Here is a 26,619-nt window from a genome sequence, read left to right as displayed (position 1 = left end):
CTCAGTTAAAATAAGAACGCCTGATTTCTTAGGAGAGCGAATTAATAGTCTATTGTTTAATAGATAATGTAAGAGGACGTTTCTTAAACTACTTCTAAGATGATATTCTCTTTCGGTTCAATCAAGACATGGTTTAGCAAATTGCCTTTTTAACTCTCTTAATTCTTTATAGTCTATACCCAACTATTTCAAGAAGTTCTCGGCTTGTTTAGTTACTACCAATTCGTCATCTATCGCTTTAAATATATTCCTAATTTCTAGTGGCATAATTAGTCACTAATGAGCACTAGGAACCATTTAAATAGTTTATTTGCAACTTCCTCTTCAAATGTAACTTTGCCGCTGGCAACTTGGCTTAAATAAAGTGGATTTACATCTAAAAGTTCAGCTAGGGCTTTTAAATCATAATTACCTTGAAATAAGATAAACTCGATTAGATACTTTTGTGCTTCTCTTTTATACTGGATAGTTTGATTAGTAGAGGTTAATAATTTAAGTAGACTTCCCATGTAAAAAACTCCTGTTTACAACTTAACAACAATAAACTGTTTTCATAAACAGAAGTTAACCATAATGGGATCGGTGAAAAAATTAGTATTTTTACTTCGAAAAAATTACTAATAAAATACAACTAAGTAGAAGCCCCTTCAGCTAAAACAAGTTCTTCTTGATTAGAATCATCCATATATTGACTGATTTTTTTAGCAATGAAATAAAGAAAGATTGCCCCTGCGAGAGCCCACATTCCTAGTTCTTGGAAAACATATAAGTAGTTGTTATTGGTTATTAATGGGTGAATGGAAGATGCCTTAGTCATGGTATTGGAAAAGTAATGAGATAACGTTGCGGCAACTCCAGATGTCATTGTCCAGGTTCCCATAAGCAAACCCTGTAAGTTTATAGGGGCGATTCGTCCTATCATAGCATACCCTACAGGTGCAATTAATAACTCAGCAATAGCTTGAAAGAAGTAGTGTCCTATTACCCAACTTACACTACTATAGCCTTCGCTATTAGCAAATTTAATTCCATAAGCTAAGCAAAAGAATGACAATGATAACATTATAAACGCACTAAAGAACTGCCTTGAAATTGAGAAAATAAATCCTTTGTGGCGTAATTTATCGATAACTATAGAAAGAGTAGGCGCCCCTAAAATAATTACAACAGTGTTAACATTTAAAATCCATTGAGTAGCGATTTCAAAATTAAAAAGGTGTTTATCCACATTATTTTTAATAAAAAGCGTAATGCCCATGGGTCCTGTATAATATATCATCCAAAATATAATAGAGGTGACTGCTAAAATAAGATAAGCAAGTAGTTTTTGTTTATCAACAAGGCTTTTCTGTTGTTTTCTTAAATAGAGAACTACAGCAAACATGATTAGACTGAGTATAATAATTAAATAGTTACTTAAGGTTGCCCAATTAAAACAAAATAAGATTAAAGGAACTAAGAACATTATAAGAATAACGCCTTTAATATTTTTGGCTTGCTGCTTTAATGTGTTATTAATTTTAAGCAGAGGTGTTTCTCGATCGGCTAGTACTTTCCAATTAGCGACCAAAAAAAATAAAGATAATGTATTAGCTAAAGAGCTTAAATAGAATAAAGGGCCATAATGGTTAGAATAATCATAAAAGCCACTACAAAAATAACCTACAAAAAAACCAAAATTCAACACAGCATAATTAAAAAAGAAGGCTTTCTCACGCCGATTATCGTTTGCGTCAAAACGTTGAGTCAGCATATTATAGTAACTTGTTGTATTAAGCCCACACCCCACTAAATATAAGCTTAAGCTTATATAAAGTAGATTACCCTGAAATTTGGCGAGAAAAAATAAGCCACTACTTTGTATAACAACAGTGATAAGAAATAATACTCGATTACTTAAGTAGCTTCCGCCTAATACTCCGCCAAATAATTGCATGATATAATTAAAAGCTAAAAACAAGGCAATAATATTATTTGAAAAAGAGCTCTCTAAACCTAGTTCCTTTGTAATAAACAGTGCTAATGAAGAATAAAGAGTAGCATACGAAAAGGTAGAGCATGCTTTAATAAAATAGAGAGGGATAACTCCTTTGGGCATTTTTGCTTGCTGCTTATTCATTTTTACTTCCTATACATCCTGAAAGTGGTGACTCTATCATTAAAGATGGCTATTATTAAGGCTTGCTGCTATTTATCTAGATCTTTAAACATTATAAGTTTACAGCCTGTTGTTAAGGTGTTTAGGAATGAACCGTATTAAAAGAGTATTCTGGGAAGAAGTTAAAAACAAAGTTAAAATAGTTAATCCCGCCATTTATGAAGTCTTAGAGCAACTTCAACTTGATAACAATATTCCTTTCTTTTTAGCTAATTACCAATTTGGCGCACACTTTGGTGTAAAAAATCATGCTTATCTACCTACTAACTCTGGCCAACTCGCTAAAATTGGCAGCTCAGCTATTGATAACGAGTTAAATACGCACTTAGGTTATGGTAAAGACAGTCTTCCCTTAGGGATGATTTTAGACAAATATTGTGAATGGCATTATTTTGGTGAAAATGAACGTATTTTTCCTGAATACGTTCAAGGCCCTGGTGCTATTTTTAATATGAAAATTATATTTGATGAAGATAAGACCGTTGATAATAACATTTTATCGGTTTCGTCAGGAGCGCTTTCATCTTACCTTTTGCCCAACATTGGTTGTGCGAGAAAGCATGGGCAAATTCAAAAATATTTTAAAATTACAACTCCTGCCCCCAAGTTACCCTATGAACACTACCAAGTTTTTCAAGAAATAGTGCGTAATGAGACAGACAATTGGTGTAGTGAAATTTTATATTTTTCTGAATCTTTTATTGAAAAAGTTAAAAATGATGAACATTGGCTTAAGTTAAAGCTTTATTTTTCCGAGGCGTTAAGGAAAAAAATTATTCGAGATACGTTTGATATGTCAAGTAATAATTTATTTTTAAATGCCAAAAAGGTGAATCGTTTTCGGCCGACGCCTTTTATTATCGATACAGCAAAATACATTTTTAATATTTGTATGGGGCCTGGTATTGGAGCAAAGCCAGCCAATGATGAGCAATACTTACCCTTAAAAACTATTCAGCATGCTTATGCTGAATGTTATGGATTAGTTTATACGCCTACCGTCATGGTGCCAGCCTCACTTAATGGGTGTAGAGACATGATTTATTATCCATTACAGTGTCCATTTACTGATATTAATACTTTCAAGTCAAACCAAAGCAAAAGTACTCTTACTGAACTTGAAACATTAAAAAATGTTTTGCATGCTTATCAAGAGGAATTTACTGCGGAAAATAGTGATGCTTATGGAAGTCCTCTTTACCATTTAAGTAAAGAACTGAAATTTACATTTTATCATTATCAAGCGAATGAACAACATTCAATAAGAGGGCCTGCAGAATTATTAGAACAAGATAAACGCTTCTTATTTTCTTACAGCCAGAATAGCACGACATTTTCAGCCGATGCTAAATTATTTCGTGGCTGTGTTCAGTTAAGTAGATGATTGAAAATCCTGCGGATCAATTTCTAAAAGAGCTAAATAATCTTGACTTATTTTCTTTTGTTCAGTGGGTGGAAGGTAAAGCGTTGACAACGGATTAATATTTAGCAATCCTAACTCAGCTACCTGATGCCAATCAGCTCTAGGTTTGTGTGTTGGTAAAAGAGCTGCTTCATAAATACAAATAGGATGTGTTGGAGCGTAGTACTTTTCCAAATAATTTTGCAAGACACTTATTTTAGATGTAATTTGAGTATCTGCTCGACCTAAATTCGCAATTTGCCAAATGATAAGATGTCCGTGCACATCTAGAGTGCGTTCATAAATTAAAAGCTCTGTAGCATCTATTGTAAAGCAGCCATGTTGGCCTGGATCTATTTCTAAGTCACTAAAAAGGCAATCCATAGCTGTTACAGCGGGTAGAATGATAGCATTTCCTTTTTCTTTTTTGATTTGCTTGACTGCATCTAACCCTGATTGCGCAAAAACAGTGGGATGTCCATAAAAAATGACACACAGATTTTTTACTTGATGGTATTGATCAACGATATAATTGCTTATCTCCTTATATGCATCAGCTCGTTTAATTGATTTAAAATAAATAGGCTCTAAGGATTCTGCTTCTATTGCTTCACGCTTAAGCCAGGCTTTGAAATTATTTTCATTAACTAAATAAAGAACTTTATCCGCTTTTTTAATAACTTGCCTAGTTTCTGCTGTTAAATGGGCAATAGACTTAATCCCTGAGCCAGCAACAATGAGTGTATGCATTTAATCAGTTATATCACAGATTGTATTAGAATGTGGTTGTACTAATAGATTGGTTAATTGTTCTTTAGTAATTGAAGAAAGTAATTTTGAATCAATATGCTCATAATCACTTAGATACTCATTGCCAACTGCAAATTCAATTTCGTCTAAAAAATTCATGTTATTTCCTTTAAGTCTAAGTTGCATTCATATTGTATTGATAAAATACTCATAGGTATAGAGCTACTGTCTGTTTTAATTTGAGGCAAATATTTATTTAGTGGTTGTGATCATTTATTACTTATATTGTTTTAAGTAATTTAGCTAATAATCTTTTTTATACCAGTTAGAATTAATAAAACTGATCCTGCAAATAATATAATCCATCCCCATTCTATATGAAATGATTGCATTGCTAAGTCAGCAAACCCTCTAAAAGGATTGCCACTTAAGCTAGCTTCGGCCTGATTTCTAATCTTACTTAATACATAAATACAGTAAAAAAACATCCCGCCTACAATTATAAGAGTTAACCAACCTATAAAAAAAGTATACTTAAATTTTCCGGCCAAGGTTAAAATAAAAGCATTTACAGAGAGCAAAATAATTATTACGCCAAATCCATATCCTTCGCTAAAAGAGTCTAAATTACCCACAAGAGGGGTAAATACGCCAATCAATAAAATAATACATCCTAATAGGCCTAAAACTTTTTTTATTTCCATAGTTAATTCCTATCTATTAAAAGCTCAACTGTTTCTATATCTTTCGAAATATTTTCTAGCATTTTTAGAATATCGTTTAGTTTAGTGCGATCAGTGTAGTTGAATTGATTTAAATCCTGATTCTTAGTTCGAGTTATTAATTTATCTATATCAGGTTTAATTGGATTTAATAATTCTATAATCTTATAGCAGGACTCATCTTTCTTGTGGTATATCTGTGCATTATACTTGCAATCTAATGAATAACTTTTTGCAGCTTCAAGGTGTGATTCGACTTTATTGAGGTCAATTCCATCTAAGTTTAATTGTGCCTTCTCTTGTGTTTGTATATAAGAAGTCGATGAAGACGTACTTTTATTATGTTGTTTATATATAAAGTGTATCCAGCTGAAGATTAATAACGCATTGGTTAATATTAAAATGATTGGTAACCAATATTTTTTAAAAAATGATTGATTTTCAGTAGTGGTTTTAAATTTTGCTCTAACTTTATTTAAATCTACACTACTATGAAATTTGTTATAAGCAATTTTACAAGATGGGCATTGCCACTCTGGAGCGTAATCATTTTCTTTTCTAATATATCCACATGCTGGGCATTTCATAATTTTATTATAAAGTTCCTTTTATAATAAAATTATAGATTAAAACGCTGTATATAGAACGATGGATGATTTTAGAATAACAAGCCATAAGCTTTGATTTTATGTCAAATTAATAACTTTTTATAATTCAAGTCTTGCTTAATAATTTATTTCTTTCTTAATGAATAATCATTTTATTTGTCTAAATGTAATAATCAATGTACTAACTACTATTATTACTCTGAAGCCATAAGACAGCAAATAAAGCGTGCAAAAAATTTTAGTGACATCTTAATTTACAAGTTTCATATATTTAATGTTACTCTTGCTTGGAAATACTCGATATGTTTAAATATGCTCATATCGAGTATTTTGATTAAGCATGAATAATTTTATTTGTAAGGAAACTTTCATTTCATCTCAAGGTTTTCCAGTTAGAACAATGAACATTATCGAAGCATCTAAATTTCTTGGTGCTCATAAGGAAACAGTTAGACGTCTGGCTTCTAGCGGCAGGGTTCCTGCCGTAAAAATTGGAAAAGGTTGGCGTTTTATTGAGCAAGATCTTGTGTTGTACATGCGCTCTCAGTATGCTGAGGGTGTTACATCGCAAGGCGCTATTAATGGGAGTAAGGAAAAATGGCGCTATACAAAAGAAACTCAGTCTGGTGGATCAGCATCACCCACAATGGACAAAGAATACAGAGAAGCACTGGGACTTCCAATAAAGTAGCTGCTCAAGAGTATCATGATAAGTTTAAAGCTGAGCTTTGGAGTCTTGAAAAGCTCAGTAAAAAAACGGTCTATTCTTGGAGAGATGCGGTAGTAAGATGGTTGAAGGAAAGTAGCCATAAACGCAGTATTGAAGATGACAAAGCCCATTTACGTTGGCTGGATAAGTATTTACATAGTTACCAGTTGCATGAGATTACCAGAGATATTCTTGAGAATATTGCTGATAAAAAAGAAGCAACAGGCGTAACCCCAATTACAGTAAATCGTATGATGGAAGTTGTTAGAGCTATACTGCGTAAAGCACATAGAGAATGGGAGTGGTTAGATAAAGTTCCTGTTATTCGAATGCGACATGTAGAAAAAAAGAGAATAAGGTGGCTTACCCAAGAGCAAGCAACTCGGTTGCTGCGTGAATTGCCACCTCACTTAAAAGAGATGGTTACTTTTAGTTTGGCAACGGGGTTAAGAGCATCTAATGTTAAAGGATTGCAGTGGCAAGATATTGATATGCAAAAGCAACATGCCTGGATTCATCCAGATGAAGCGAAGACAAAGAAAGCCATTCCAGTTCCGCTTAATAAAGATGCAATGGCTATATTAACTAATAGACTCGGTAAACATCTTAAGTATGTTTTTACGTATAAGGACAAACCAATTCAGCAATGTAATACGAAAGCTTGGAAAAATGCTTTAAAGCGAGCTGGTATAGACAATTTTCGCTGGCATGACTTGAGGCATACTTGGGCAAGTTGGCATGTTCAAAACGGAACAAGCTTACAAGAGTTGCAGCAGTTAGGTGGATGGTCAAATTTTGAAATGGTGTTGCGATATGCACATCTTTCAAGTGCTCATTTACAAATTGCTGCAAATAGAATTAGTTCGTTAGCATGTGGTGAAAATGGTTACATGTAACAAGGGTAGAAAAAGAAGTGTTACAATTTTGCTACACCACATTTTTTACAAGTTTAAATTTTTTTATAAGTTATTGATTATTAAGCTAAAAATGGCGCGCCCGGAAGGATTCGAACCTCCGACCTCCTGGTTCGTAGCCAGATACTCTATCCAACTGAGCTACGGGCGCATAAACGACTGGCGGAGAGAGAGGGATTCGAACCCTCGATGGGATTTCTCCCATACTCCCTTAGCAGGGGAGCGCCTTCGACCACTCGGCCATCTCTCCAGGTAATGCGGCGAAGTATAACAGTTATTTTTCTTACGTCAATCGCGGGCATAAAATTCATGATAAAAAATATTAATTTTTAATGACTAAGTGTCATTTACATATTATTTAATTAACTGCTATCTTTCATATATAGTAATGAATTAGTGAAGCTTGGCGTCATATTGATCTTATGTAAGTTGGACCCTTGGCCCAACAAACGATTGATCTCTATAATCCATTTCATTCTGACTTTAGCAAAATTTAGTGTAAACTCCTGATATTAAAAAAATAGTTTGGGGTAATCTTTATAATTTGAATGACTGGCAGTTACTATGTGGCGCATGATGAATGATAGGAGGATTAATGAAACACAAATCAAATCTAGGCGGTAGAGAGGTGTATGTTGTCGATGGTAATCGTACCCCTTTTCTTAAGGCTAAAAATGTAGGGCCCTTTAGCGGATCTGACCTAGCTGTTGCCGCAGGGATGTCTCTGCTAAGTCGCCAGCCTTTCTCACCTACTGATCTAGATGAGGTTATTATTGGTGCTGCAATGCCAGGCCCTGATGAAGCCAATATTGCTCGGGTAATCTCTTTACGCTTAGGATGTGGCGAACGTATGCCTGCCTTTACTGTCATGCGTAATTGTGCATCTGGCATGCAAGCACTAGATAACGCTGCCTTACAAATTTCCTCAGGGCGGAGTAATTTAATTTTAGCCGGTGGTACCGAGGCGATGAGTCATGCCCCTTTGCTATTTAATCAAAAAATGGCTTCTTGGTTAGGTAATTGGATGGCTGCTAAAAGCGCAGGTCAACGTGCACGATTAATTATGCAATTTAGGCCAGGATATCTAGCACCCGTTATTGCACTATTACGGGGATTAACGGATCCCATAGTGGGTTTAAATATGGGCCAGACTGCTGAGAAAGTTGCCTATCGCTTTAATATCACCCGTGAGCAAATGGATGCGTTTGCCTATGAGAGCCATCAGCGCCTAGCTCGTGCTTATGATGAAGGAAGAATGACTGAGATTACACCGATTATTGATAATAAAGGTCAAGTCTATACAGAAGATACCGGCTTAAGAAAAGATACTACCCCAGAGAAGCTTGCAACCCTTAAACCTTTCTTTGATAAGAAATACGGTATGGTTACGCCAGGCAATAGTTCACAAGTCACAGACGGAGCTTGTTTATTAGTTTTAGCAAGTGCCGATGCAGTTAAAAAGTACGATTTACCTGTGCTGGGTCGGATTGTTGACGTTCACTGGGCAGCTTTAGATCCAGCTCACATGGGATTAGGACCTGTTCATGCTGCAACACCTATTTTAGAGCGGCATAATTTAAAACCGGCTGATTTAGACTGCTGGGAAATTAATGAAGCATTTGCAGCTCAAGTTCTAGGTTGTTTAGCAGCTTGGGATGATGTTGATTATTGCCGTACGCAGCTAGGTTTAAAACAGGCGTTAGGTGCACCATCTCTAAATAAAGTAAACAAAGATGGTGGTGCAATTGCTGTCGGCCATCCAATTGGTGCAAGTGGAGCAAGAATTGTCTTACACACATTACAATCATTACAGCAAACAAATGGTACTCATGGTATTGCTGCAATTTGTATTGGTGGTGGCCAGGGCGGTGCAATGTATTTAGAAAGAGTGACTGGGGTGAAAGGATAATGAATAATTATAAACATTGGGAAATTGAAACTGACTCTGAGAATATTATCTGGTTAGGTATTAATCGTGCGGATGCAGCATTAAATTCTATCAACTCTGAAGTTTTAGATGAATTAAATAGTATTTTACAAGAGATTGTTAAACAATCTTCAGCCCAAGGATTAGTTATTTATTCAACGAAAGATAAAGGCTTTATTGCTGGCGCTGATATTAATGCATTCTCCAAATTCCAAACACCTGATGAAGCGATTGATTTTTTAAGAAAGGGTCAAGCGGTCTTTGCTCGTTTAGAAGGATTAAAGATACCTACGGTCGCTATGATTGATGGCTTTTGTATGGGCGGTGGTCTAGAGTTAGCATTGGCTTGTGACTATCGTATAGCATCTGATGAGCCTGATACTCGGTTAGGTTTGCCTGAAATCATGTTAGGCATTCATCCGGGCTGGGGTGGAACAGTTCGCTTAGTTCAGCTAATCGGCGGCTTTGACGCATTAACCAAAGTTATTTTAACAGGCGCGCCTATTGCGGCTTTCAAAGCAAAAGGGATGGGCTTTGTAGATGAGGTTGTGCCTATACGCCAATTAAAGCGTGCTGCTATTCATTTTATTAAAAATAAACCTAAAAAACATCAGCCCACTTTTATGCAATCCCTAACTAACTATGCTTGGGTACGACCAATTCTTGCACCAGTTATTCGCTACAATGTAGCTAAACGGGTTCGTAAACAACATTATCCTGCGCCTTTTGCTGTTATTGATTTATGGGAAAAGGAAGGCGGATACGGTGAGCGGGCTTATCTGAAGGAAATAGATTCAGTTGAGCAACTTGTTACTCGTAATGAAACTGCTAAAAATTTAATTCGTGCTTTTCTACTACGAGAGCGTATGAAGGGATTTGCGAAGGCAAGTGACTTTAAAGCGGAGCATGTTCATGTGATTGGCGCTGGCGTGATGGGTGGTGATATTGCTGCCTGGTGTGCATTGCGTGGGCTTAGAGTCACATTACAAGATAAGTCTTATGCTCAGATTGGTTCAGCAAAAGCAAGAGCATATTCCTTATTTAAAAAGAAATTAAAGCAACCGCGCTTAATTCAAGCAGCAATGGATAGGTTGATTGCCGATCCAGACGGTTTTGGCATAGCAGGCGCTGATGTCATTATTGAAGCAGTGTTTGAAAACTTAGAAGTCAAGCAAACCATTATGAAGCAGCTAGAAGAAAGGGCAAAAGCAGATGCCATTATAGCAACTAACACTTCAAGTATTCCTTTAGATGAAATCAGTCAAGTGATGACTGACCCGAGTCGCCTTGTTGGTATTCATTATTTTAATCCTGTTGCAAAAATGGAATTAGTTGAAGTAGTCAGTAGTAATAAAACAGCAAGCGAAATACGTGATAAAGCTTGCGCTTTTGTCAATCAAATTAGTCGTCTCCCATTACCTGTGAAATCAAGCCCCGGCTTCTTAGTGAATCGGGTTCTTATGCCTTATTTAATGGAATGCGTACAGTTACTTGAAGAAGGTTATTCAGGTGAAACCATTGATGAAGCAGCTAAAGAATTTGGTATGTTTATGGGGCCTGTTGAATTAGCAGATACAGTAGGTATGGACGTATGTCTAGCAGTTGCTGAGAATCTAACTAAGTATTATGGCGGTACTGTTCCACAAAAATTACGTGATATGGTTAAAGCAGGCAAGCTTGGTCGTAAAACAGGCGAAGGTTTTTATAAATATAAAGATGGCAAACCAATCAAGAAAAAACCACAGACAGACAAATCTTATTCAGACATTGCTAACCGTCTAATTTTACGAATGGTAAATGAGTCAGCTGCTTGTTTACGAGAAGGTGTGGTAGCAGATAGTGATCTTTTAGATGGCGCAATGATCTTTGCAGCAGGATTTGCTCCTTTCCGTGGCGGACCAATGAATTATGCTAAACACTTTGGTCATGATAAATTAAATGAATTATTTGCTAAATTAGAAAATCAATATGGTCAACGTTTTAAACTTGATAAGCAATTTAGTAAGAGTTCTAATTAACGTGAGTTCGACATAAGAGAGCTGAAGGCTCTTCTTATGTCGCTAAACGAAAATTATCAAAAATTGACAAATTCGGCATAAAAAATATCTGATATCTTTTATGCCGAATTTACGTTAATTAAGTAGTTAGGAAGCCTGAATACAGAGGATACAATTTCTGTATTCAGGTTATCATGCGCTATGACAAAGAGAGCAGCTTCAATGATACTTATCAAATATCTTATCTGCTTGTTGTTTTTAATAATCACGTCAACCAATTATGCAGCAATTTGGGTTCTTTCTGGGCACAGTGATTTAATTGGCAAAATACAGTATGCAACTGTCCAAGCTGGAGAAACCTTAAGTGATGTAGGAATACGTTACGATATTGGTTATCATGAAATGGTACAGGCTAATCCAAAACTAGATCCATTGCGGCCACTGTATCCTCAAACCAAAGTTATCATTCCTTCGCAATATATATTGCCGCCAGGGCCCCGCCAAGGTTTAGTTATTAATCTAGCTGAGTTTAGGCTCTATTATTATGTGCCAGGCGATAATGTAGTCATCACAATGCCAGTTGGTATTGGCAGGGAAGGTTGGAAAACACCTCTTGGTGTTACTAAAATTATTGCAAAAGAGCGGGATCCGCACTGGCGACCTACGGCGAATGTAAGAGCAGAAGCTGCTCGACATGGCACCCCAATTCCTGAGGAATTTCCTCCTGGTGAGGGAAATCCTCTTGGTAGACATGTGTTAAGATTGGGTTGGCCAACTTATTTAATTCACGGTACCAACCGTCGTGATATTGTTGGCTCACGTGTAAGTGCAGGATGTATTCGTATGATGCCTGAAGATATTGAGTTTTTATTTGATTATATAAAAGTAGGTACCTCAGTCAGAGTTATTAATGAACCTGTCAAACTAGGCTACGCAAATGGCGCAATTTTTCTTGAAGCGCATCCTGTTTTGGTTGAACAGCAAAGCACGAATTTAAGTCTGTTAGCGGCTAATCTGTTGGCAAAGCACAGAAGTATATTGGATAAGCATAACAAGCAAATTCAAGCTGAAGTTAATTTTCCTTCTGGTATTCCAGTTAAGATTGGTTAAGCCAGCTTCTTTTTTTAAGATAATTATAAATAAAATGGGCTATAAGTAGCACAAGAACACTACCGATCAAATCTAAAGGATAGTGCCAGCCTAATAAGATACAAGCTAAAGCAAGAAAGAAATTAATAGGTATCATTACTATAAATAAGAGTTTAAAACCTCTAACAATATATAGGCATAACCAAGCCCAAATAAAATGAAAAGAAGGTAAGGCAACCATACCGCCTTCAAGGGAAGTAGGTTGTTGATGATTATGAATCTGCATAAATTTTATGCCGGTGATATATTGTTCCGGTAAGAAAAAAGGACTTTTTAAAATACTTGCAGGTGCTGTGGTGGGAAAAAAATAGTAAAAAGTAAACCCAATTATTGCTGAAATTAATAATAAACAAAAATATTCCCAAACTTTGGAAAACTGACCTAATAGTGCTACTAACAAAGGGGAGAAGCCCATTTGCCAAGCTAGACTATCATAGGCTAAACCAAGTACTAATTTAAAATTAGGATGTTGGTTAGTCCAAGCCATTAGAGCAGGTAAGTCAATATAAAATTGAGACTCTAGAGCAACAATATATTTATCAATAGGTGGAAAGGGACTGTATTGCGCTGCATTAGTCGCTAGGGCAATAAGTAGCATGGTGAGATAAATACCCGCGAAGGCATGCGTGATTTCGATGAAATAGTCATTATTACCAAATTGTAACCTTAGACCAATTAAAATAAGAAACAAGCAAATTGCAGCCCATAGTGCGAAAGGTGGAAAATAATTGTTACCTATATAGTGGTAATAATGTGAATTAACATAAAAAGCTAGACTTGAAAGTAAGCCTATTAATAATCCTGCTATAATCGAGCAGGCTCTATCAGGACGTTTTAAAGCAGTAAAGTTAAGTAACTTCACTTTGTTTCTCTTTTAATTGGATTGCTTGGTAAATCTCTTCTCGATGAATTTTTACTGAGCGGGGTGCCTCAACGCCAAATTTAATATTACCATGTTCTAGCGTTTTAAACGCCACAAGCAAAATACTCTTATTTTTGACAGTGATTTTTAACGTTTCTTCAAAGTTAACAGTAACGATATCCATATAAATCTCTTTTTTTTAAGACGTTATATCGTATGGATTATGTAAAAGCAACGTTTTTGCATATTGAACACAAACAGTTTGAAAAGGGTTTATATAAAATCACCAGTCATTATAAACTTAAATCAGATTCTATATATGAAGTAACTAATTTCTTGCATAATGAAGAAGTTAAGCTCATTTAAAGCTTAGTTATGTCTTTAATAATTTGTTTACTTTTATTTAATACATTTATCTTTCTAGATAGAAGTAAATAATTAATACAGCTACTTATAAAAATTTGCTAAAATTAGTTAAGATTATTAAAGAATTTTCATTGATAGTGAAGTTTGCTCCCTGCACAAAAATGAGTTAAAATCGCCCGTTTCAAACCCTTGCCTTACTTTCCTATTTAAAGAAGGCTTTAATCCATAAGGAGAATTCATGAGACATTATGAAATTGTATTCCTTGTTCACCCTGATCAAAGTGAGCAAGTGCCAGGTATGATTGAACGTTACGAAGGTATTATTACCAAACACGACGGCGTTATTCACCGTCGAGAAGATTGGGGCCGTCGTCAATTAGCTTATTCAATTAAAGATGTTCATAAAGCACATTATATTTTAATGAATGTTGAATGTAATCAAGCCGCAATTGATGAATTAAAGAATGCGTTTAAGTTTAATGATGCCATTATTCGTAATCTGATTATCCTTAAAAAGCATGCAGTGACTGAGGAATCTGCATTAATGAAAAAAGATAAAGATAAAGATACGAGAGCAGCTTAAGGAGAATTGAGATGTCAACCTATTTCCGTCGTAAAAAAATGTGTCGTTTCAATGCCGAAGGCTCTAGCGAAATCGATTACAAAGATATTAATTTATTAAAAAACTATATTACTGAGACTGGAAAAATTGTACCAAGCAGAATTACAGGTGTACCAACACGTTTTCAGCGGCAGTTAGCACAAGCTATTAAGCGTGCTCGTTTCTTAGGGCTATTGCCTTATTGTGACAGTCATCGATAATAGAAATTTATGAATACCTTTTTGCGCAATCAGGGTCAATATTTATTAAAAAATGAAATTTGGGCATTTTTTGTAGCTGCAATATTGGCCTTAACCCCCCTTACTACTTGGCTATCATTAGCAGTGATAACCCTAGTTACCTTACGGAAGGGATTTATTGATGGCTTTAAGGTATTTATTTGTGGAATTGTTGCAAGTTACATTTCTTATCTATTTAATACTAATTTAGGGCACGCTTTTTCTATGACTATAATAACATTTATTATAGGTTTTAGTGCTGCCTTAGTATTAAGGTTAACTGCAAATTGGAAAATAGTAGTATTTGGTATTTTAATTGCTGCACTAATAATTATTAGCTTAGTTCACGGGTTTTTACCTAATTACGCTAATGAACAGTATGCTCTATTACTTGCTGCATTAAAGGAAATAGATCCAAATCACATGTTGGTGCAACTCTTAGAGAGCCAGCAACGCGCTAGTCCTAATTTGATCATTAATTCTTTGCTGAGTATTAGAGTATTAAGTCTAGTCTTTTCTGCCCTAGGCTCATTAATGCTAGCACGAGGAATTCAATCGCTGTTATTTTATCCAGGTGGATTTAGAAAAGAAATGCTTGCGTTTCGAGCAAGTCGTATTGGTGTATTGTTATTAATTATGGCTACTTTTGGGGTATATCAAAATAATCCTATTGCCATTAGCTGTCTACCGCTTTTAGTGGTTTATCTAATGTTTGCTGGGGTTAGTTTATTTTTTAATATAATGGCTAGAAAAAGAGATTTAATTACTATTTTTCTATTATTTGTGCCACTTATAATCGTGCCCTATATAATGCTCCCAATCTATGTGTTTTTCGGCTCATTAGATAGTTTATTTGATCTAAGGTTACATTTATCCTTAGATAAAAATTCAAGAATCAAGAGGTGAATGATGGAAGTTATTTTATTAGAGAAAGTAAGAAATTTAGGAAATTTAGGTGATAGAGTGGAAGTCAAGGCAGGTTACGGCCGCAACTACTTAATACCACAGAATAAAGCTGTTTTTGCAACAGAGAAAAACATTGAGTATTTTGAAAAACGTCGTGCCGAATTAGAAAAGAAAGCTCAACAAGATCAAGCGCGTGCTGAGCAACGTGCAGCTAAGTTAAATGATACTTCAATTGTTATTTCTGCACTAGCCAGTGATGAGGGCAAGCTTTATGGCTCAATTGGTGCTAGTGAAATTAGAGATGCCTTAATTGCTAAAGAAATTGAAGTGAGTAAACGTGAGATTTCTCTACCTGAAGGTCCAATTCATTCAGTCGGTGATTATGTAATTGATATCCATGTTCATAGCGATATCACTGCTCAAGTTCAAGTACAAGTTGTTTCAGCAAAATAATCTAAATAACCTTATAACCTTAACCTGGGTAGCAAATAAAGTTGTAACCCAGGTTAGAAATAGACAACTTAGTGAAAAGAAATAAACAAATAGCAAACAGATTGTTTTGCCTTTATTGCGTTGATTTTTCTTGATTTTAACCGATTTTAATTCGGAATTCGCGTTTTAAGTTTATGTTAGAGGTGGATTAAATCGATATCAATTTGTAAAAGGCTGTCTTATTAAGCAGGATAAGCAATCTATGTATTGCATTTTCTTTTAGCTCAATTATTCTTCTTTAATAATCATGGTATATACCACGCTATGTATAAAAGCTGTTCTAATTGCTGTTAATTTAAATAGTAGTAAAATATTTGAAGAAAAAGTTTAACTAGTGCATAGCAATCAATTAAGCCCAATGATAGACGCAGCCAAGTAAATTCAAACAAGAAGTTTTGAGCTGTTTTGTCATATCTGGATACCTAAATTGTCCTTACAAAATATAACTGCCAATTTATAATTTATGCAGAATAATTATTTCTAATTCTATTTAAATATTCTCTATTCGAACAACATCATAAGCAGGCTCTTCATAAGGATGATTTTCATATAGTACTTGAACAGCTTTTTTTATGATTTTTGCACGACATAAAATCTCTACTTTATATTCAGGAACATAATTTAGTTTATTGATTTCACCAATAGCTGGATTTGCATTGCCTGTAGGACGAAACTGGCCTTGACCTAAGCATTGCCAACAGGCTTTATCATAATCGCCTTGCGTACCGGCCCCTATAGCAAATAAGGCTTCTTTTACTGTATCTAAATGACTTTCTGGAACATAAAAAGATAACTTATAGTTAAATTCTACTTTTTCCATTTTATATTACATCCTAAACTAGGTTTTTGGATTTCTGAGACAGGTTTATCTGCTAACAGACAATCAATAACTTGACGGAGTGACTCTCCTGTAACAGGAATTTGATTACCAGGGCGCGAATCGTCAAATTGGCCTCGATAAACCAAATTTAGATTTTTATCATAGACAAAGAAATCAGGCGTACAAGCAGCATGATATGCCTTTGCAATTTCTTGAGTCTCATCAAAAAGATAGGGAAAAGAATAACCTTCTCTTAAAGCGGTGATTTTCATATTTTCAGGTGAATCATCAGGATAGCTCTCAATATCATTAGAATTAATAGCAATAAAACGTACCTGATCCTGATAGGAATTTGTTAACTGAACGAGCCCTTTATTAATATGTTTAACATAAGGGCAATGATTACAAATAAACATAATGACGGTACATTTAATATCTTCTTGTTCACTTAAATTGATGTTTTCCCCGCTAATAACATCTGGTAAACAGAATGCTGGAGCTGGGCTGCCTAGTGGTACCATTTTAGAAGCTGTTTTAGCCATTCTTTATCCTAAACTAATTATGAAAAAAAATAATTCTAATAAGTGCTGTTAACGCAAAAACTGTATTCATGATTGCCCATATCAGTGCAGGTGGTTTTCTGTACGAATAAGAATAAGCAAAAATTGCAATTGCTGTACTACCAAGAAAAAATATCCACTGATTTTCATAGGATAATCCAATAGATAGAGCAGCAATACCAACAATACCTATAATTAAAAAAATATTACTTAATCGTCCACTTAAAAGATAAAAAACCAATAACTGAATACAGAGTAATATAGGTATAGCTGCTTGTACAATAAACCCTATACCTAACAATTGAGCGCCATGCCCAGCCACTAAAATAATTTCAAGCGCAATAAAATAAAATAACTTAAAATAACTAGCCGTAATAAGTAATAACGTTGATCCAATAACATAAAAAACAGGTGCAAAACTTTGTGTTAAGCCAATAAGTGATATAATTGCACCTAAGATTCCAATAAAAAGAAAAACAACCTCCTTTTTTAACATTGCATCCCTTTACGTTTCTTCAACAATAAACACTGTTTGCTTAAGTTTATTGAGAATGATATTTAGTTAATTTCGTCCAATAAGGTTTTTCTAATACTGGCAGCTTAGTTTAATTTTAAATTTACCAGCGTAAATAGATGCCTTTAGCTGTTGAATCATTAATTACACTACGCTGTGTTTTATTAACAGAAACCCAGTAATTGCCCATATTGCTAAGGGCAAATTTTACTCGCGGATACTGACAAACATCTAAAACTTCCCGACAATCAACTTGTTTTGTATTATTGTCTTCAATATGAAAGCATTGGAAATGTAGGTTGTCTACATCTGATGCAAAAGCAGCCCAGTTTTTAGGATTTATTTTAGCTGTTAGTGACGGGCTCATAAACGCATCTTCTGTTTCTACCCGCCTTAGCTCAATAAGGTAATCACTGCGATTTTGCATTAAATAAAACGTTTGCCCCCCTTTATCATTTATTACAAGATTCGGACCATTGTAACCAAAACCTGTCACCTCACAACCCCGGGGGAAGCGAGCATGGGCTATTGTATCTATTGTTAAAAATATAGCCAGTAAAACTAATCTATTTATAAACATGATGCCCTTTTCAACTTTAAGTAATGTTGTTATTTTAATGTGATTAAAAGTATTTTCAATGGCTATTTACTGGTGAAAGCCTCTTTAGATAATAAGAGTATATCTTCCCTTAAATTAATCTTTATAGGAGGCAATTTTAGAAAGCAACATAGGTGAGTAAGTTCGATAAATACTTAAAGTCAAATACATTATAATATAACCTAATGACAAAACTAAACAGAGGCGATTAATGGTAGGGTAAGTCCATAAAACAATCGCCGAACAAATCCCATATAAAAGGGAAAAACTATGCATTAATACTTTTAATAGTTTTGATTCAGTAAGGTAATCTAATCGAGAGGGGTAAACATATTTAATAGGTACAAAGATTAAAATACAAAGAATGGATAAAATTAAAGCATTAGTGTTCATGGAAGTATCAAGAATAAACATATAGAAAATAGCAATGTTCCAATAGCAAGGGAAGCCTTTGAAAAAGTGATCTGGCGTTTTTGCATCAGCTTGGCAAAATTGATAAGATGAAGTAATAATAATTGCAACAATAATTAAAACTGCTAAATCAGGTGGAAGCATATCTGCTTTAACAAAAAGAAAAAAACAAGGTGTAATAACATAATTTAAATAGTCAACTATATTGTCTAGCAGGGCACCATCAATGTTTGGTAGTACTCTTTTAACGCCTACCAATCTAGCTAGAGTACCATCAACAGCGTCAATAACAACGGTAGCTGCCATAAACCAAAGCGCATGAATATATTCATGTTGATAAATTTTGATAAGTGTAAAAAGTCCAGCGCAGGCAGCACTTGCAGTAAAAGCATGCACAGCCCATGCAGCTAGGTAATGAGCAGGATGGTAGCTTAGCGTTTTGTTCGTCATTTTTTATCCTAAGCCCTTAAGCAATAGTTTTAATGGTCTAATATTTAGACAGTTTTTAATGAATTTCTCTATTAAAAATTTGTTTTTCAAACAACTTGATTAAAAAAAATTAAGTTGTACAAAATAATGTTATTTTTTCTAAATTAAAAACTAATTTAAGATCAAATAATTCAACACGCAAAATAGTAACAACAATTAAATCGAATACGCAAGAATTTGCAAAGGGGAAGAATAATTTAATAATGATTCAATAAATTAATTGTTATATTTTAATCAACTTAGCAATTTTATCTATATCATTGGCTTCAGTCGACTCGTGGTCTACACTTTAGAAATAATTTGAAAGGACGAGCTATGATTATTCAAACTATCAATCCAGCTACTGAAGATATATTGCAAAGCTATACTCCTTGTGATGAAGAAGCTATGTATCAAGTAATTGACCAAGGTTATTTGGCATTTAAAGAATGGCGACGTGTACCTTTTTCAAAGCGCAGTTTATTAATGACTAATTTGATAAATCTATTGCAGGCAAGGAAAGAAACGTTAAGTAATCTTATTACTCAAGAAATGGGTAAGCCTATTAGCCAAAGTCAAGCAGAAATTGAAAAATGTGCCTGGGTTTGTCAATATTATGCTGAACATGCAGAAGAATTTCTTAAGCCTCGCATTGTACAAACAGAAATGACTAAAACATTTGTGGCCCATGAACCTATTGGTGTTATTCTAGCGATAATGCCTTGGAATTTCCCTTTTTGGCAGGTTTTTCGTTTTGCAATTCCAACGATTATGGCAGGTAATGCCGCTATTTTAAAACATGCACCAAATTCAATAGGCGCAGGGGATGCAATTGAGCAATTATTTAAGGATGCGGGATTTTTACCTCATTTATTTCAACATATTATTTTAGAAAATGAAGTGACCGCAAAAGCAATTGCTTATCCTAAAATTGCAGCACTAAGCTTTACAGGTAGCGAAAAAACAGGTCGCTTAGTTGCAAGTCTTGCTGCAGCAAATCTAAAAAAATCTGTTTTGGAGCTTGGTGGTAATGATCCTTATTTAATTTTGGCTGACGCAGACATTGAATTAGCTGCCCAAAATATTCTGGCATCACGTTTAAATAATTGTGGGCAAGTTTGCATTGCAGCAAAACGTATCATTGTTGAAGAAGCCATTCACGATGATTTAGTTTCTAAAATTTTGTCATTATTACCGGCCTACACGTCGGGTGATCCTAAAAATTCTTCTACTAAGCTTGGTCCCATGGCCCGTAAAGATTTACGAGATACCCTACATAAACAAGTAGAAGAAAGTATTAATAAAGGGGCCGTTTTGCTGGCAGGTGGAAAGATCCCAGCGGGAAAGGGCTATTATTATCCACCTACTATACTTATAAATGTAAAACCTGGTATGCCTGCTTTTGATGAAGAATTATTTGGGCCTGTCATTGCTATTAGTCGCTGTAAAAATCAAGAGGAAGCGATTTCGCTTGCTAATAAGAGTCGTTATGGTCTAGCAGCTGCCATTTTCACGCGTGACATAGCTCGTGGTGAAGCCATTGCTAAGAACGAAATAAATACAGGTGTGTGCTTTGTAAATGCTTTTGTTTCGTCAGATCCTAGAGTGCCTTTTGGTGGTGTGAAATTCTCAGGTTATGGCAGAGAGTTATCGAGAGAAGGAATTCTTGAGTTTGTTAATACTAAAACAGTCTCAATTAAGTAACTTTGTGTTAAGAGTTATTAGGGATAGATAATTAAATGACTAATCAGTTTGTTTTTATTTCAATTAAAAAACAGCAATTGTATTGCTATGATAATGATATTCTTTTAGAAATCTATCCTATTTCAACAGCAAAAAATGGAATAGGTGAATTAAAGGGAAGTGAGTGTACACCAAGAGGTTGGCATCGGATTTATTCGCATATTGGCAGGAACGCTCCTATAAATAGTATTTTTGTAGGTAGGAAATGGACAGGTGAGATCTATTCTCCTCAATTAGCTAAAAAGTATTCAAAGCGAGACTGGATTTTATCAAGAATTATGCAATTAGATGGATTAGAAAAAGGACGTAATAAAGAGGGTAATGTAGATAGTTTAGAGCGTTATATTTACATTCATGGCATAGCGGATGATACTGATATAAGTAAGCCTCAATCACATGGTTGTATACGTATGTGTAGTACCGATATTATAAGATTTGCTGATTGGGTCAAACTTAATACTTATGTGTGCATTGAGTAACATTAAGACTAATATTAAATAGAAGATTGAACTGTATAATGAGTCTTTTAAAGGGCTTGTCTAAGGGCTAAGAGAAATAAAAAACTTGTTGTTAAAAAATTAACAATTTACAAGCGCTTCATCTATACCGCATTACAGCAACGGTATATAATTCGTACAATTTTTTTTCATGCCTAATGAGGTGAATGAATGTCTTACAAATTTGAAGAGAGCAAAGTTTTAATTATTAATGATGTAGTAACTAAAATTAAGCAGAAGATGAATCCAGAGCAGGCAGAGCTATGTGCTGCTTTTGTACAGCAATTTTTAGGTACTGTAGCATTAGACGACCTTCAAGAGTGGGATATTGATGATTTATACGGTGCTACTATTAATTTTTGGGCTTTTATGCAACACAGAGCACCCAATGAAACAAAGGTCCGCATTTATAATCCTGAATTTGAACGACACGGCTGGCAAACGACACATACTGTCGTTGAAGTTATTACAAGAGATATTCCATTCTTAGTAGATTCATTACGTATGGTCATTACGCGTCTAGGACTTGCTTCCCATTTAGTTATTTATTTAGGCGGCTTATGTGTAAGAAGAGATACTGATAATAATGTTATAGCTGTTTTACCTCGTGGTAGTGGAAAGAAGCCTGATGTTTTGGTAGAAGCACCTATTTTTATGGAAATTGATAGGCAAACTAATCCCACTATTCTTGAAGAGTTACATCGCAATATTGAAAGAGTTTTAGATGATAACCGCGCTGTCGTTGAAGATTGGCCGGAAATGCGTAAAAAAGTATGTGAAGCGATTGAAGAAATTGACCACCTTAAGGGGGTTCTTGACCCAGCTGAGGCTGAAGAAACTAAAGCCTTTCTAAATTGGATAGAAGATCATCATTTTACTTTCTTAGGCGTGCGAGATTATGAATTAGTAGAAAAAGGCGAGGAAGTGGTTTTGCAGCCTTTACCTGAGACGGGCTTAGGCGTGCTTAGACCTAGTTTAAGTAAATCAAATGCACGCAGTATCTCATCCATGACTCCTGAGGCACGTGAGTTAACTCTATCGCCACGCATATTAGTCATGTCTAAAACTAATACTGAAGCCACTGTACATAGGCGTACTTACACCGATTATATTGGCATTAAACGTTTTAATAAGGAAGGCCAGGTGATTGGTGAACGTCGTATTATAGGCCTTTATACGTCAGCTGCTTACAATACTAATCCTAAACATATTCCATTTTTACGCCATAAAGTGGCGCAAGTAATGAAAAACTCTAATTTAGAGCCGCGAAGCCATGCTGGTAAAATACTATTAAATATTTTAGAAACATTGCCCAGAGATGAACTCATTCAAGCCTCAGAGGATGAATTGTTAGAAATTGCTATGGGTATTTATTATATGCAGGAACGTCGACGTATTCGATTATTTGTACGTACCGATCCATACCGACGTTTTGTATCTTGCTTGGTTTATGTACCTAAAGATCGTTTTACTTCTGAATTGCGCCATGCAATGGAAAAAATATTAGAAGAAAGCTTTCATGCTTTAGAGATTACATTTTCTACTACGTTTACAGAATCTATTCTAGCCCGTATTCATTTCTTAATCAGAACCAATCCTGACGATAATGCACAGTGGGATGTTAAGGAAATTGAGCGAAAGCTAATTGAGGTGGGTCGATCTTGGACGGATGATCTGCTTCATTTTCTGTCTGAAGCATTTGGAGAAGAAGTAGCCAATCGACTTTATTCACGCTATAAAAATGCTTTTCCTAGTAATTATCGCGATAATTTCACAGCTCGTACGGCCGTTTATGATATCAAGCATGTTGAAGCCTTGTCTCAGGATAACCCGCTAGTCATGAATTTTTATCGTCCAATGCATGAATTGGCTGACAATTTTCGTTTAAAAATCTATCAGCATGATGTCACTATTCCTTTATCGGATGTATTGCCAATAGTTGAGCACTTAGGCATGCGTGCTATTAGTGAAAGACCGTATGTTTTAAAATTTGAAGATGGTCGCATTACCTGGATTAATGATTTTGCTTTGCAATATACCAAGCAAATGTCTTTTGATATTGATGAAATAAAAGATCTCTTTCAAAATGCCTTTGCTCACATATGGACAGGCGAGGCTGATAATGATGGTTTTAATCAATTAGTACTTGGTGCTGGCTTAAATTGGCGCCAAGTTGCTGTTCTTCGTACTTACGCTAAGTACTTCAAGCAAATTGGGTTTACTTTTAGCCAAGAATATATAGAAACTGCACTCAATAACAATGCTACAATTGCGAGGAAATTAGTTCAGCTTTTTGATATTCGATTTAACCCGCAGGAATCTACGACTCGTGATATGCAGTTTACAGATCAATTAAATCAAATTCTTAAATCATTAGATGATGTCTCAAATTTAGACGAAGATAAAATTATTAGACAGTATATTCAAGCTATTACTGCAACTGTAAGAACTAATTTTTATCAAGTTGATAATCAGGGTAAACATAAATCTTGTATTGCTATTAAGCTTAATAGCAAGCTAATTCCAAGATTACCTAAACCTTATCCAATGTTTGAAATTTTTGTCTATTCACCTCGATTTGAGGGCGTGCACTTACGAGGCGGCAAAGTTGCGCGAGGTGGATTGCGTTGGTCTGATCGTCGTGAAGATTTCCGTACTGAAATCTTAGGGCTTATGAAAGCTCAACAAGTTAAAAATGCGGTTATTGTTCCATCAGGCGCAAAAGGAGGATTTGTACCTAAGCGTCTACCTGCTACAGGTAATAGAGAAGATATACAAGCTGAAGCGATTGCTTGTTATCAACTATTTATACGCAGTTTGCTTGATATTACCGATAATTACAAAGAAGGTACGGTTATTAAACCACCACAGGTAATCTGCTTTGATGAAGATGATCCTTATTTAGTTGTTGCTGCTGATAAAGGGACGGCGACTTTTTCTGATATAGCTAATGCTATTTCTTTGGAATATAATTTTTGGTTGGGTGATGCTTTTGCATCAGGCGGATCAGTCGGTTATGACCATAAAAAAATGGGTATTACCGCCAGAGGTGCCTGGGAATCAGTGAAGCGTCACTTTTATGAAATGAATGTCGATATTAATAAAACCAACTTTACGGTAGTTGGCATTGGCGATATGTCGGGGGACGTATTTGGTAATGGTATGCTGCTTTCTAAGCACATTAAGTTAGTTGCTGCTTTTAATCACGTTCATATTTTTATTGACCCACATCCTGATACTGAGGTGAGTTTTAAAGAACGCGAGCGGTTGTTCCACCTACCCCGTTCAACTTGGATGGACTATCAGAGAAAATTAATTTCTAAAGGTGGCGGTGTTTTTAATCGAACTGCAAAATCAATTCCTGTTAGTAAGGAAATGAAACAAGTATTTGATATTACTGTTAATGAAATTGAACCTAATGAGTTAATAAAAGTTATTTTAAAGGCCAGAGTTGATTTACTTTGGAGCGCTGGAATAGGTACGTTTGTCAAAGCTCAAAACGAAAGCCATATTGATGTAGGTGATAGAACTAATGACGCTACCCGTATTAATGCTAACCAGTTACGTTGTAAGGTAGTTACTGAAGGCGGTAATCTCGGCTTAACGCAATTAGCAAGAGTTGAATATGCTCTAAATGGTGGTCTTATTTATACCGACTTTATTGATAATTCCGCTGGTGTAAGTTGTTCAGATAAAGAAGTAAACATTAAAATTTTACTCAATAGTATTGTTACCGCTGGTGACTTAACATTTAAGCAACGTAATGAGTTATTAAGCGAAATGACAGAAGAAGTGGCCGCTTTAGTACTTGCTGATAATTTTATGCAAACCCGAGCAATCAGTCTTACATCAAATCAAGGTTTACGCATGGTTGAATTGCATAATCGTTACCTAAATGAATTAGAACGTACGGGTAAAATTGATAGAGCAGTTGAGTTTTTACCGACTGAAAAGTTGCTAATGGAACGAAAGTTAATGGGTAAAGGCTTAACACCGCCTACTATATCCGTCCTCCTTTGCTACAGTAAAATGATCCTAAAGGAGCAAATTCTAGCTTCTGATGTTCCTGAAGATCCTTATCTTAAAGCCTTTTTAATTAATTATTTCCCTAAGCCGCTGCAAGAAAGGTTTAGTAAGGAAATGCAAAATCATCCGCTAAAAAGAGAAATTATTGCAACTAAACTCAGTAACATTATCTTAAATGAGATGAGTTTTGTTTTTATATTTAGAATGCAAGAAGAAACTGGAGCGCCAGTAGCTGCTATCGTACGTGCTTATATAATCGCTCGGCGTGTGCTTGAAGTTGATAATATTTGGAAGCAGATTGAAAGTATTGAGCCGATTGTGACGGCTGATAAGCAGATGGAATTAATTATGCTTTATATACGTTTATTAAGGCGTGTTACACGCTGGTTCTTACGTAATCAGCGAATGCGCTTAAATATAGGTAAAGCAATTAAAGCATACTCACCTGGTGTAATTGAGTTAAAAGGTGCAATTCCAGTTATATTTGGTGAAAATAATCGTGCTCAGTATGAGGAATACTTAAATCAGTACTTAGAGCTAGGTATTCCGGCTAGTTTAGCACATGAAATAGCTCTGACACGTCCATTATTCTCCGCGATGGATATTATTGAAGTTTCTCAACAACTTGATATTAGTGTAACAAGCGTTGCGGAAGTTTATTTTGGTATTGGTGAGTTTTTAGATTTAGCATGGATTCGTAATCAGGTCATTGCTCATCCGGCTGAAAATAATTGGGAATCATTATCAAGAGAAGCACTGCGAGATGATCTCGATTGGCAACAGCGACAATTAACTGCTGGTATTATCAGATTGGGTGATGATAAACGAGATTATATGACATGTTTTAGAGAGTGGTCTGAACATCACGCAGGACTTATTAACAGGTGGCGTCATGTCTTAACTGACTTGCGTTCTGCAACTACACTCAATTATACAATGTTTTTTGTTGCAATACGTGAATTATTAGCTCTTACTCAAACGACCATTCAAATGTCTGAAAAAGATACTACTGTTGTTTGATTTTAAATATGAACCTTAGAATCTTTTTAATATTAAGTATTCTTTCATTATTAGAGCACTGTGGTTTTAATCCTAGTGCTCAACGTTGATTAAGCCAGTTAATGAAAATTTAAATGGGTGGCTTTATTATTTAGCACATTACCTAAGATTTTTATCAAGG

The 26,619-nt window shown here is 35.2% G+C and carries 26 protein-coding genes and 2 tRNA genes; 13 read left to right on the top strand and 15 right to left on the bottom strand.

Going from position 1 to position 26,619, the window contains the following annotated elements:
* Positions 1-269: 269 nt before the first annotated feature.
* Both ACQUW5_RS02180 and ACQUW5_RS02175 read right to left on the bottom strand, forming a co-directional pair.
* On the bottom strand, positions 270-509 hold the full coding sequence (locus ACQUW5_RS02180; protein ID WP_444989553.1) for a hypothetical protein: 240 nt from the start codon (positions 507-509) through the stop codon (positions 270-272).
* A gap of 122 nt (positions 510-631) precedes the next feature.
* Positions 632-2,119 (bottom strand): peptide MFS transporter, encoded by a 1,488-nt coding sequence (locus tag ACQUW5_RS02175; protein ID WP_444989552.1) that lies wholly within the window; start codon positions 2,117-2,119, stop codon positions 632-634.
* 127 nt (positions 2,120-2,246) lie between these two features.
* Between ACQUW5_RS02175 and ACQUW5_RS02170 the strand changes: the two genes are divergently transcribed.
* Positions 2,247-3,542 carry a hypothetical protein gene (locus ACQUW5_RS02170; protein WP_444989551.1) on the top strand — a complete coding sequence of 432 codons (1,296 nt, stop codon included), beginning with the start codon at positions 2,247-2,249 and terminating at the stop codon, positions 3,540-3,542.
* Here the strand turns inward: ACQUW5_RS02170 and ACQUW5_RS02165 are convergent.
* The 4 genes from ACQUW5_RS02165 to ACQUW5_RS02150 form a co-directional block, all read right to left on the bottom strand.
* Positions 3,531-4,310: an SAM-dependent methyltransferase gene (locus ACQUW5_RS02165; RefSeq protein ID WP_444989549.1), complete on the bottom strand. Its 780-nt coding sequence runs from the start codon at positions 4,308-4,310 to the stop codon at positions 3,531-3,533. The genes ACQUW5_RS02170 and ACQUW5_RS02165 overlap by 12 nt on opposite strands.
* Positions 4,311-4,469: a hypothetical protein gene (locus tag ACQUW5_RS02160; RefSeq protein WP_444989547.1), complete on the bottom strand. Its 159-nt coding sequence runs from the start codon at positions 4,467-4,469 to the stop codon at positions 4,311-4,313. It lies immediately after the preceding gene.
* A 140-nt stretch (positions 4,470-4,609) separates the two neighbouring features.
* Positions 4,610-5,014: a hypothetical protein gene (locus tag ACQUW5_RS02155; RefSeq protein ID WP_444989545.1), complete on the bottom strand. Its 405-nt coding sequence runs from the start codon at positions 5,012-5,014 to the stop codon at positions 4,610-4,612.
* Positions 5,015-5,016: 2 nt separating this feature from the next.
* Positions 5,017-5,619, bottom strand: coding sequence for a hypothetical protein (locus ACQUW5_RS02150; protein ID WP_444989543.1), 603 nt, complete (start codon positions 5,617-5,619; stop codon positions 5,017-5,019).
* 421 nt (positions 5,620-6,040) lie between these two features.
* Between ACQUW5_RS02150 and ACQUW5_RS02145 the strand changes: the two genes are divergently transcribed.
* A complete protein-coding gene (locus ACQUW5_RS02145; protein ID WP_444989541.1) occupies positions 6,041-6,331 on the top strand; it encodes a helix-turn-helix domain-containing protein in 291 nt (96 codons plus the stop codon).
* Complete coding sequence (locus ACQUW5_RS02140; protein WP_444989539.1) at positions 6,238-7,245, top strand: tyrosine-type recombinase/integrase; 1,008 nt, start codon at positions 6,238-6,240, stop codon at positions 7,243-7,245. Before ACQUW5_RS02145 ends, ACQUW5_RS02140 begins: the two co-directional genes overlap by 94 nt.
* A gap of 92 nt (positions 7,246-7,337) precedes the next feature.
* Here the strand turns inward: ACQUW5_RS02140 and ACQUW5_RS02135 are convergent.
* Positions 7,338-7,414 (bottom strand) — tRNA-Arg (locus tag ACQUW5_RS02135).
* Between the two features lie 9 nt (positions 7,415-7,423).
* Positions 7,424-7,513 (bottom strand) — tRNA-Ser (locus ACQUW5_RS02130).
* A 345-nt stretch (positions 7,514-7,858) separates the two neighbouring features.
* On the opposite strand from ACQUW5_RS02130, the gene ACQUW5_RS02125 reads away from it, so the two are divergent.
* The 3 genes from ACQUW5_RS02125 (at position 7,859) to ACQUW5_RS02115 (ending at position 12,297) form a co-directional block, all read left to right on the top strand.
* Positions 7,859-9,172, top strand: coding sequence for an acetyl-CoA C-acetyltransferase (locus ACQUW5_RS02125; protein WP_444989537.1), 1,314 nt, complete (start codon positions 7,859-7,861; stop codon positions 9,170-9,172).
* On the top strand, positions 9,172-11,208 hold the full coding sequence (locus tag ACQUW5_RS02120) for a 3-hydroxyacyl-CoA dehydrogenase NAD-binding domain-containing protein (protein WP_444989535.1): 2,037 nt from the start codon (positions 9,172-9,174) through the stop codon (positions 11,206-11,208). The genes ACQUW5_RS02125 and ACQUW5_RS02120 overlap by 1 nt, the downstream gene beginning before the upstream one ends.
* A 201-nt stretch (positions 11,209-11,409) precedes the next feature.
* A complete protein-coding gene (locus tag ACQUW5_RS02115) occupies positions 11,410-12,297 on the top strand; it encodes a L,D-transpeptidase family protein (RefSeq protein WP_444989533.1) in 888 nt (295 codons plus the stop codon).
* Here ACQUW5_RS02115 and ACQUW5_RS02110 read toward each other — a convergent pair.
* Positions 12,284-13,198: a phosphatase PAP2 family protein gene (locus ACQUW5_RS02110; RefSeq protein WP_444989531.1), complete on the bottom strand. Its 915-nt coding sequence runs from the start codon at positions 13,196-13,198 to the stop codon at positions 12,284-12,286. The two genes, ACQUW5_RS02115 and ACQUW5_RS02110, sit on opposite strands and share 14 nt — an antisense overlap.
* On the bottom strand, positions 13,185-13,382 hold the full coding sequence (locus ACQUW5_RS02105; protein WP_444989529.1) for a carbon storage regulator: 198 nt from the start codon (positions 13,380-13,382) through the stop codon (positions 13,185-13,187). Before ACQUW5_RS02105 ends, ACQUW5_RS02110 begins: the two co-directional genes overlap by 14 nt.
* 420 nt (positions 13,383-13,802) lie before the next feature.
* Between ACQUW5_RS02105 and rpsF the strand changes: the two genes are divergently transcribed.
* From rpsF to rplI, 4 genes are read left to right on the top strand one after another with little or no spacing between them, the layout of a single operon-like run.
* Positions 13,803-14,147, top strand: a complete 345-nt coding sequence (rpsF, locus tag ACQUW5_RS02100; RefSeq protein WP_444989527.1) for a 30S ribosomal protein S6 — start codon at positions 13,803-13,805, stop codon at positions 14,145-14,147.
* An 11-nt stretch (positions 14,148-14,158) separates the two neighbouring features.
* A complete protein-coding gene (rpsR, locus tag ACQUW5_RS02095) occupies positions 14,159-14,386 on the top strand; it encodes a 30S ribosomal protein S18 (protein WP_115331351.1) in 228 nt (75 codons plus the stop codon).
* 9 nt (positions 14,387-14,395) lie between these two features.
* The gene (locus ACQUW5_RS02090) at positions 14,396-15,310 is read left to right on the top strand and encodes a hypothetical protein (protein ID WP_444989525.1); all 915 of its coding nucleotides are present in this window, start codon (positions 14,396-14,398) and stop codon (positions 15,308-15,310) included.
* A gap of 3 nt (positions 15,311-15,313) precedes the next feature.
* The gene (gene rplI / locus ACQUW5_RS02085; RefSeq protein WP_444989613.1) at positions 15,314-15,763 is read left to right on the top strand and encodes a 50S ribosomal protein L9; all 450 of its coding nucleotides are present in this window, start codon (positions 15,314-15,316) and stop codon (positions 15,761-15,763) included.
* Positions 15,764-16,292: 529 nt separating this feature from the next.
* Here the strand turns inward: rplI and ACQUW5_RS02080 are convergent.
* The 5 genes from ACQUW5_RS02080 to pcsA all read right to left on the bottom strand — a co-directional run bounded on the left by ACQUW5_RS02080 (position 16,293) and on the right by pcsA (position 19,155).
* Positions 16,293-16,622, bottom strand: a complete 330-nt coding sequence (locus ACQUW5_RS02080; protein ID WP_444989523.1) for a YqfO family protein — start codon at positions 16,620-16,622, stop codon at positions 16,293-16,295.
* Positions 16,610-17,164: a thioredoxin family protein gene (locus ACQUW5_RS02075; RefSeq protein WP_444989521.1), complete on the bottom strand. Its 555-nt coding sequence runs from the start codon at positions 17,162-17,164 to the stop codon at positions 16,610-16,612. The genes ACQUW5_RS02080 and ACQUW5_RS02075 overlap by 13 nt, the downstream gene beginning before the upstream one ends.
* A gap of 13 nt (positions 17,165-17,177) precedes the next feature.
* On the bottom strand, positions 17,178-17,678 hold the full coding sequence (locus tag ACQUW5_RS02070) for a hypothetical protein (protein ID WP_444989519.1): 501 nt from the start codon (positions 17,676-17,678) through the stop codon (positions 17,178-17,180).
* 121 nt (positions 17,679-17,799) lie between these two features.
* Positions 17,800-18,276, bottom strand: a complete 477-nt coding sequence (locus ACQUW5_RS02065) for an enhanced entry protein EnhB (protein ID WP_444989517.1) — start codon at positions 18,274-18,276, stop codon at positions 17,800-17,802.
* Positions 18,277-18,390: 114 nt separating this feature from the next.
* A complete protein-coding gene (pcsA, locus tag ACQUW5_RS02060; protein WP_444989515.1) occupies positions 18,391-19,155 on the bottom strand; it encodes a phosphatidylcholine synthase in 765 nt (254 codons plus the stop codon).
* A 354-nt stretch (positions 19,156-19,509) separates the two neighbouring features.
* On the opposite strand from pcsA, the gene ACQUW5_RS02055 reads away from it, so the two are divergent.
* From ACQUW5_RS02055 to ACQUW5_RS02045, 3 genes are all read left to right on the top strand, one after another.
* Entirely contained in the window at positions 19,510-20,877 is a 1,368-nt protein-coding gene (locus ACQUW5_RS02055) for an NAD-dependent succinate-semialdehyde dehydrogenase (RefSeq protein ID WP_444989513.1), read from the top strand.
* A 35-nt stretch (positions 20,878-20,912) separates the two neighbouring features.
* Positions 20,913-21,395 carry a L,D-transpeptidase family protein gene (locus tag ACQUW5_RS02050; protein WP_444989512.1) on the top strand — a complete coding sequence of 161 codons (483 nt, stop codon included), beginning with the start codon at positions 20,913-20,915 and terminating at the stop codon, positions 21,393-21,395.
* Between the two features lie 189 nt (positions 21,396-21,584).
* The gene (locus tag ACQUW5_RS02045; RefSeq protein ID WP_444989510.1) at positions 21,585-26,459 is read left to right on the top strand and encodes an NAD-glutamate dehydrogenase; all 4,875 of its coding nucleotides are present in this window, start codon (positions 21,585-21,587) and stop codon (positions 26,457-26,459) included.
* Positions 26,460-26,619 lie beyond the last annotated feature (160 nt).

The organism is Legionella pelazae (genome assembly GCF_052527395.1).
This window is presented reverse-complemented; position numbering and strand designations above follow the sequence as displayed.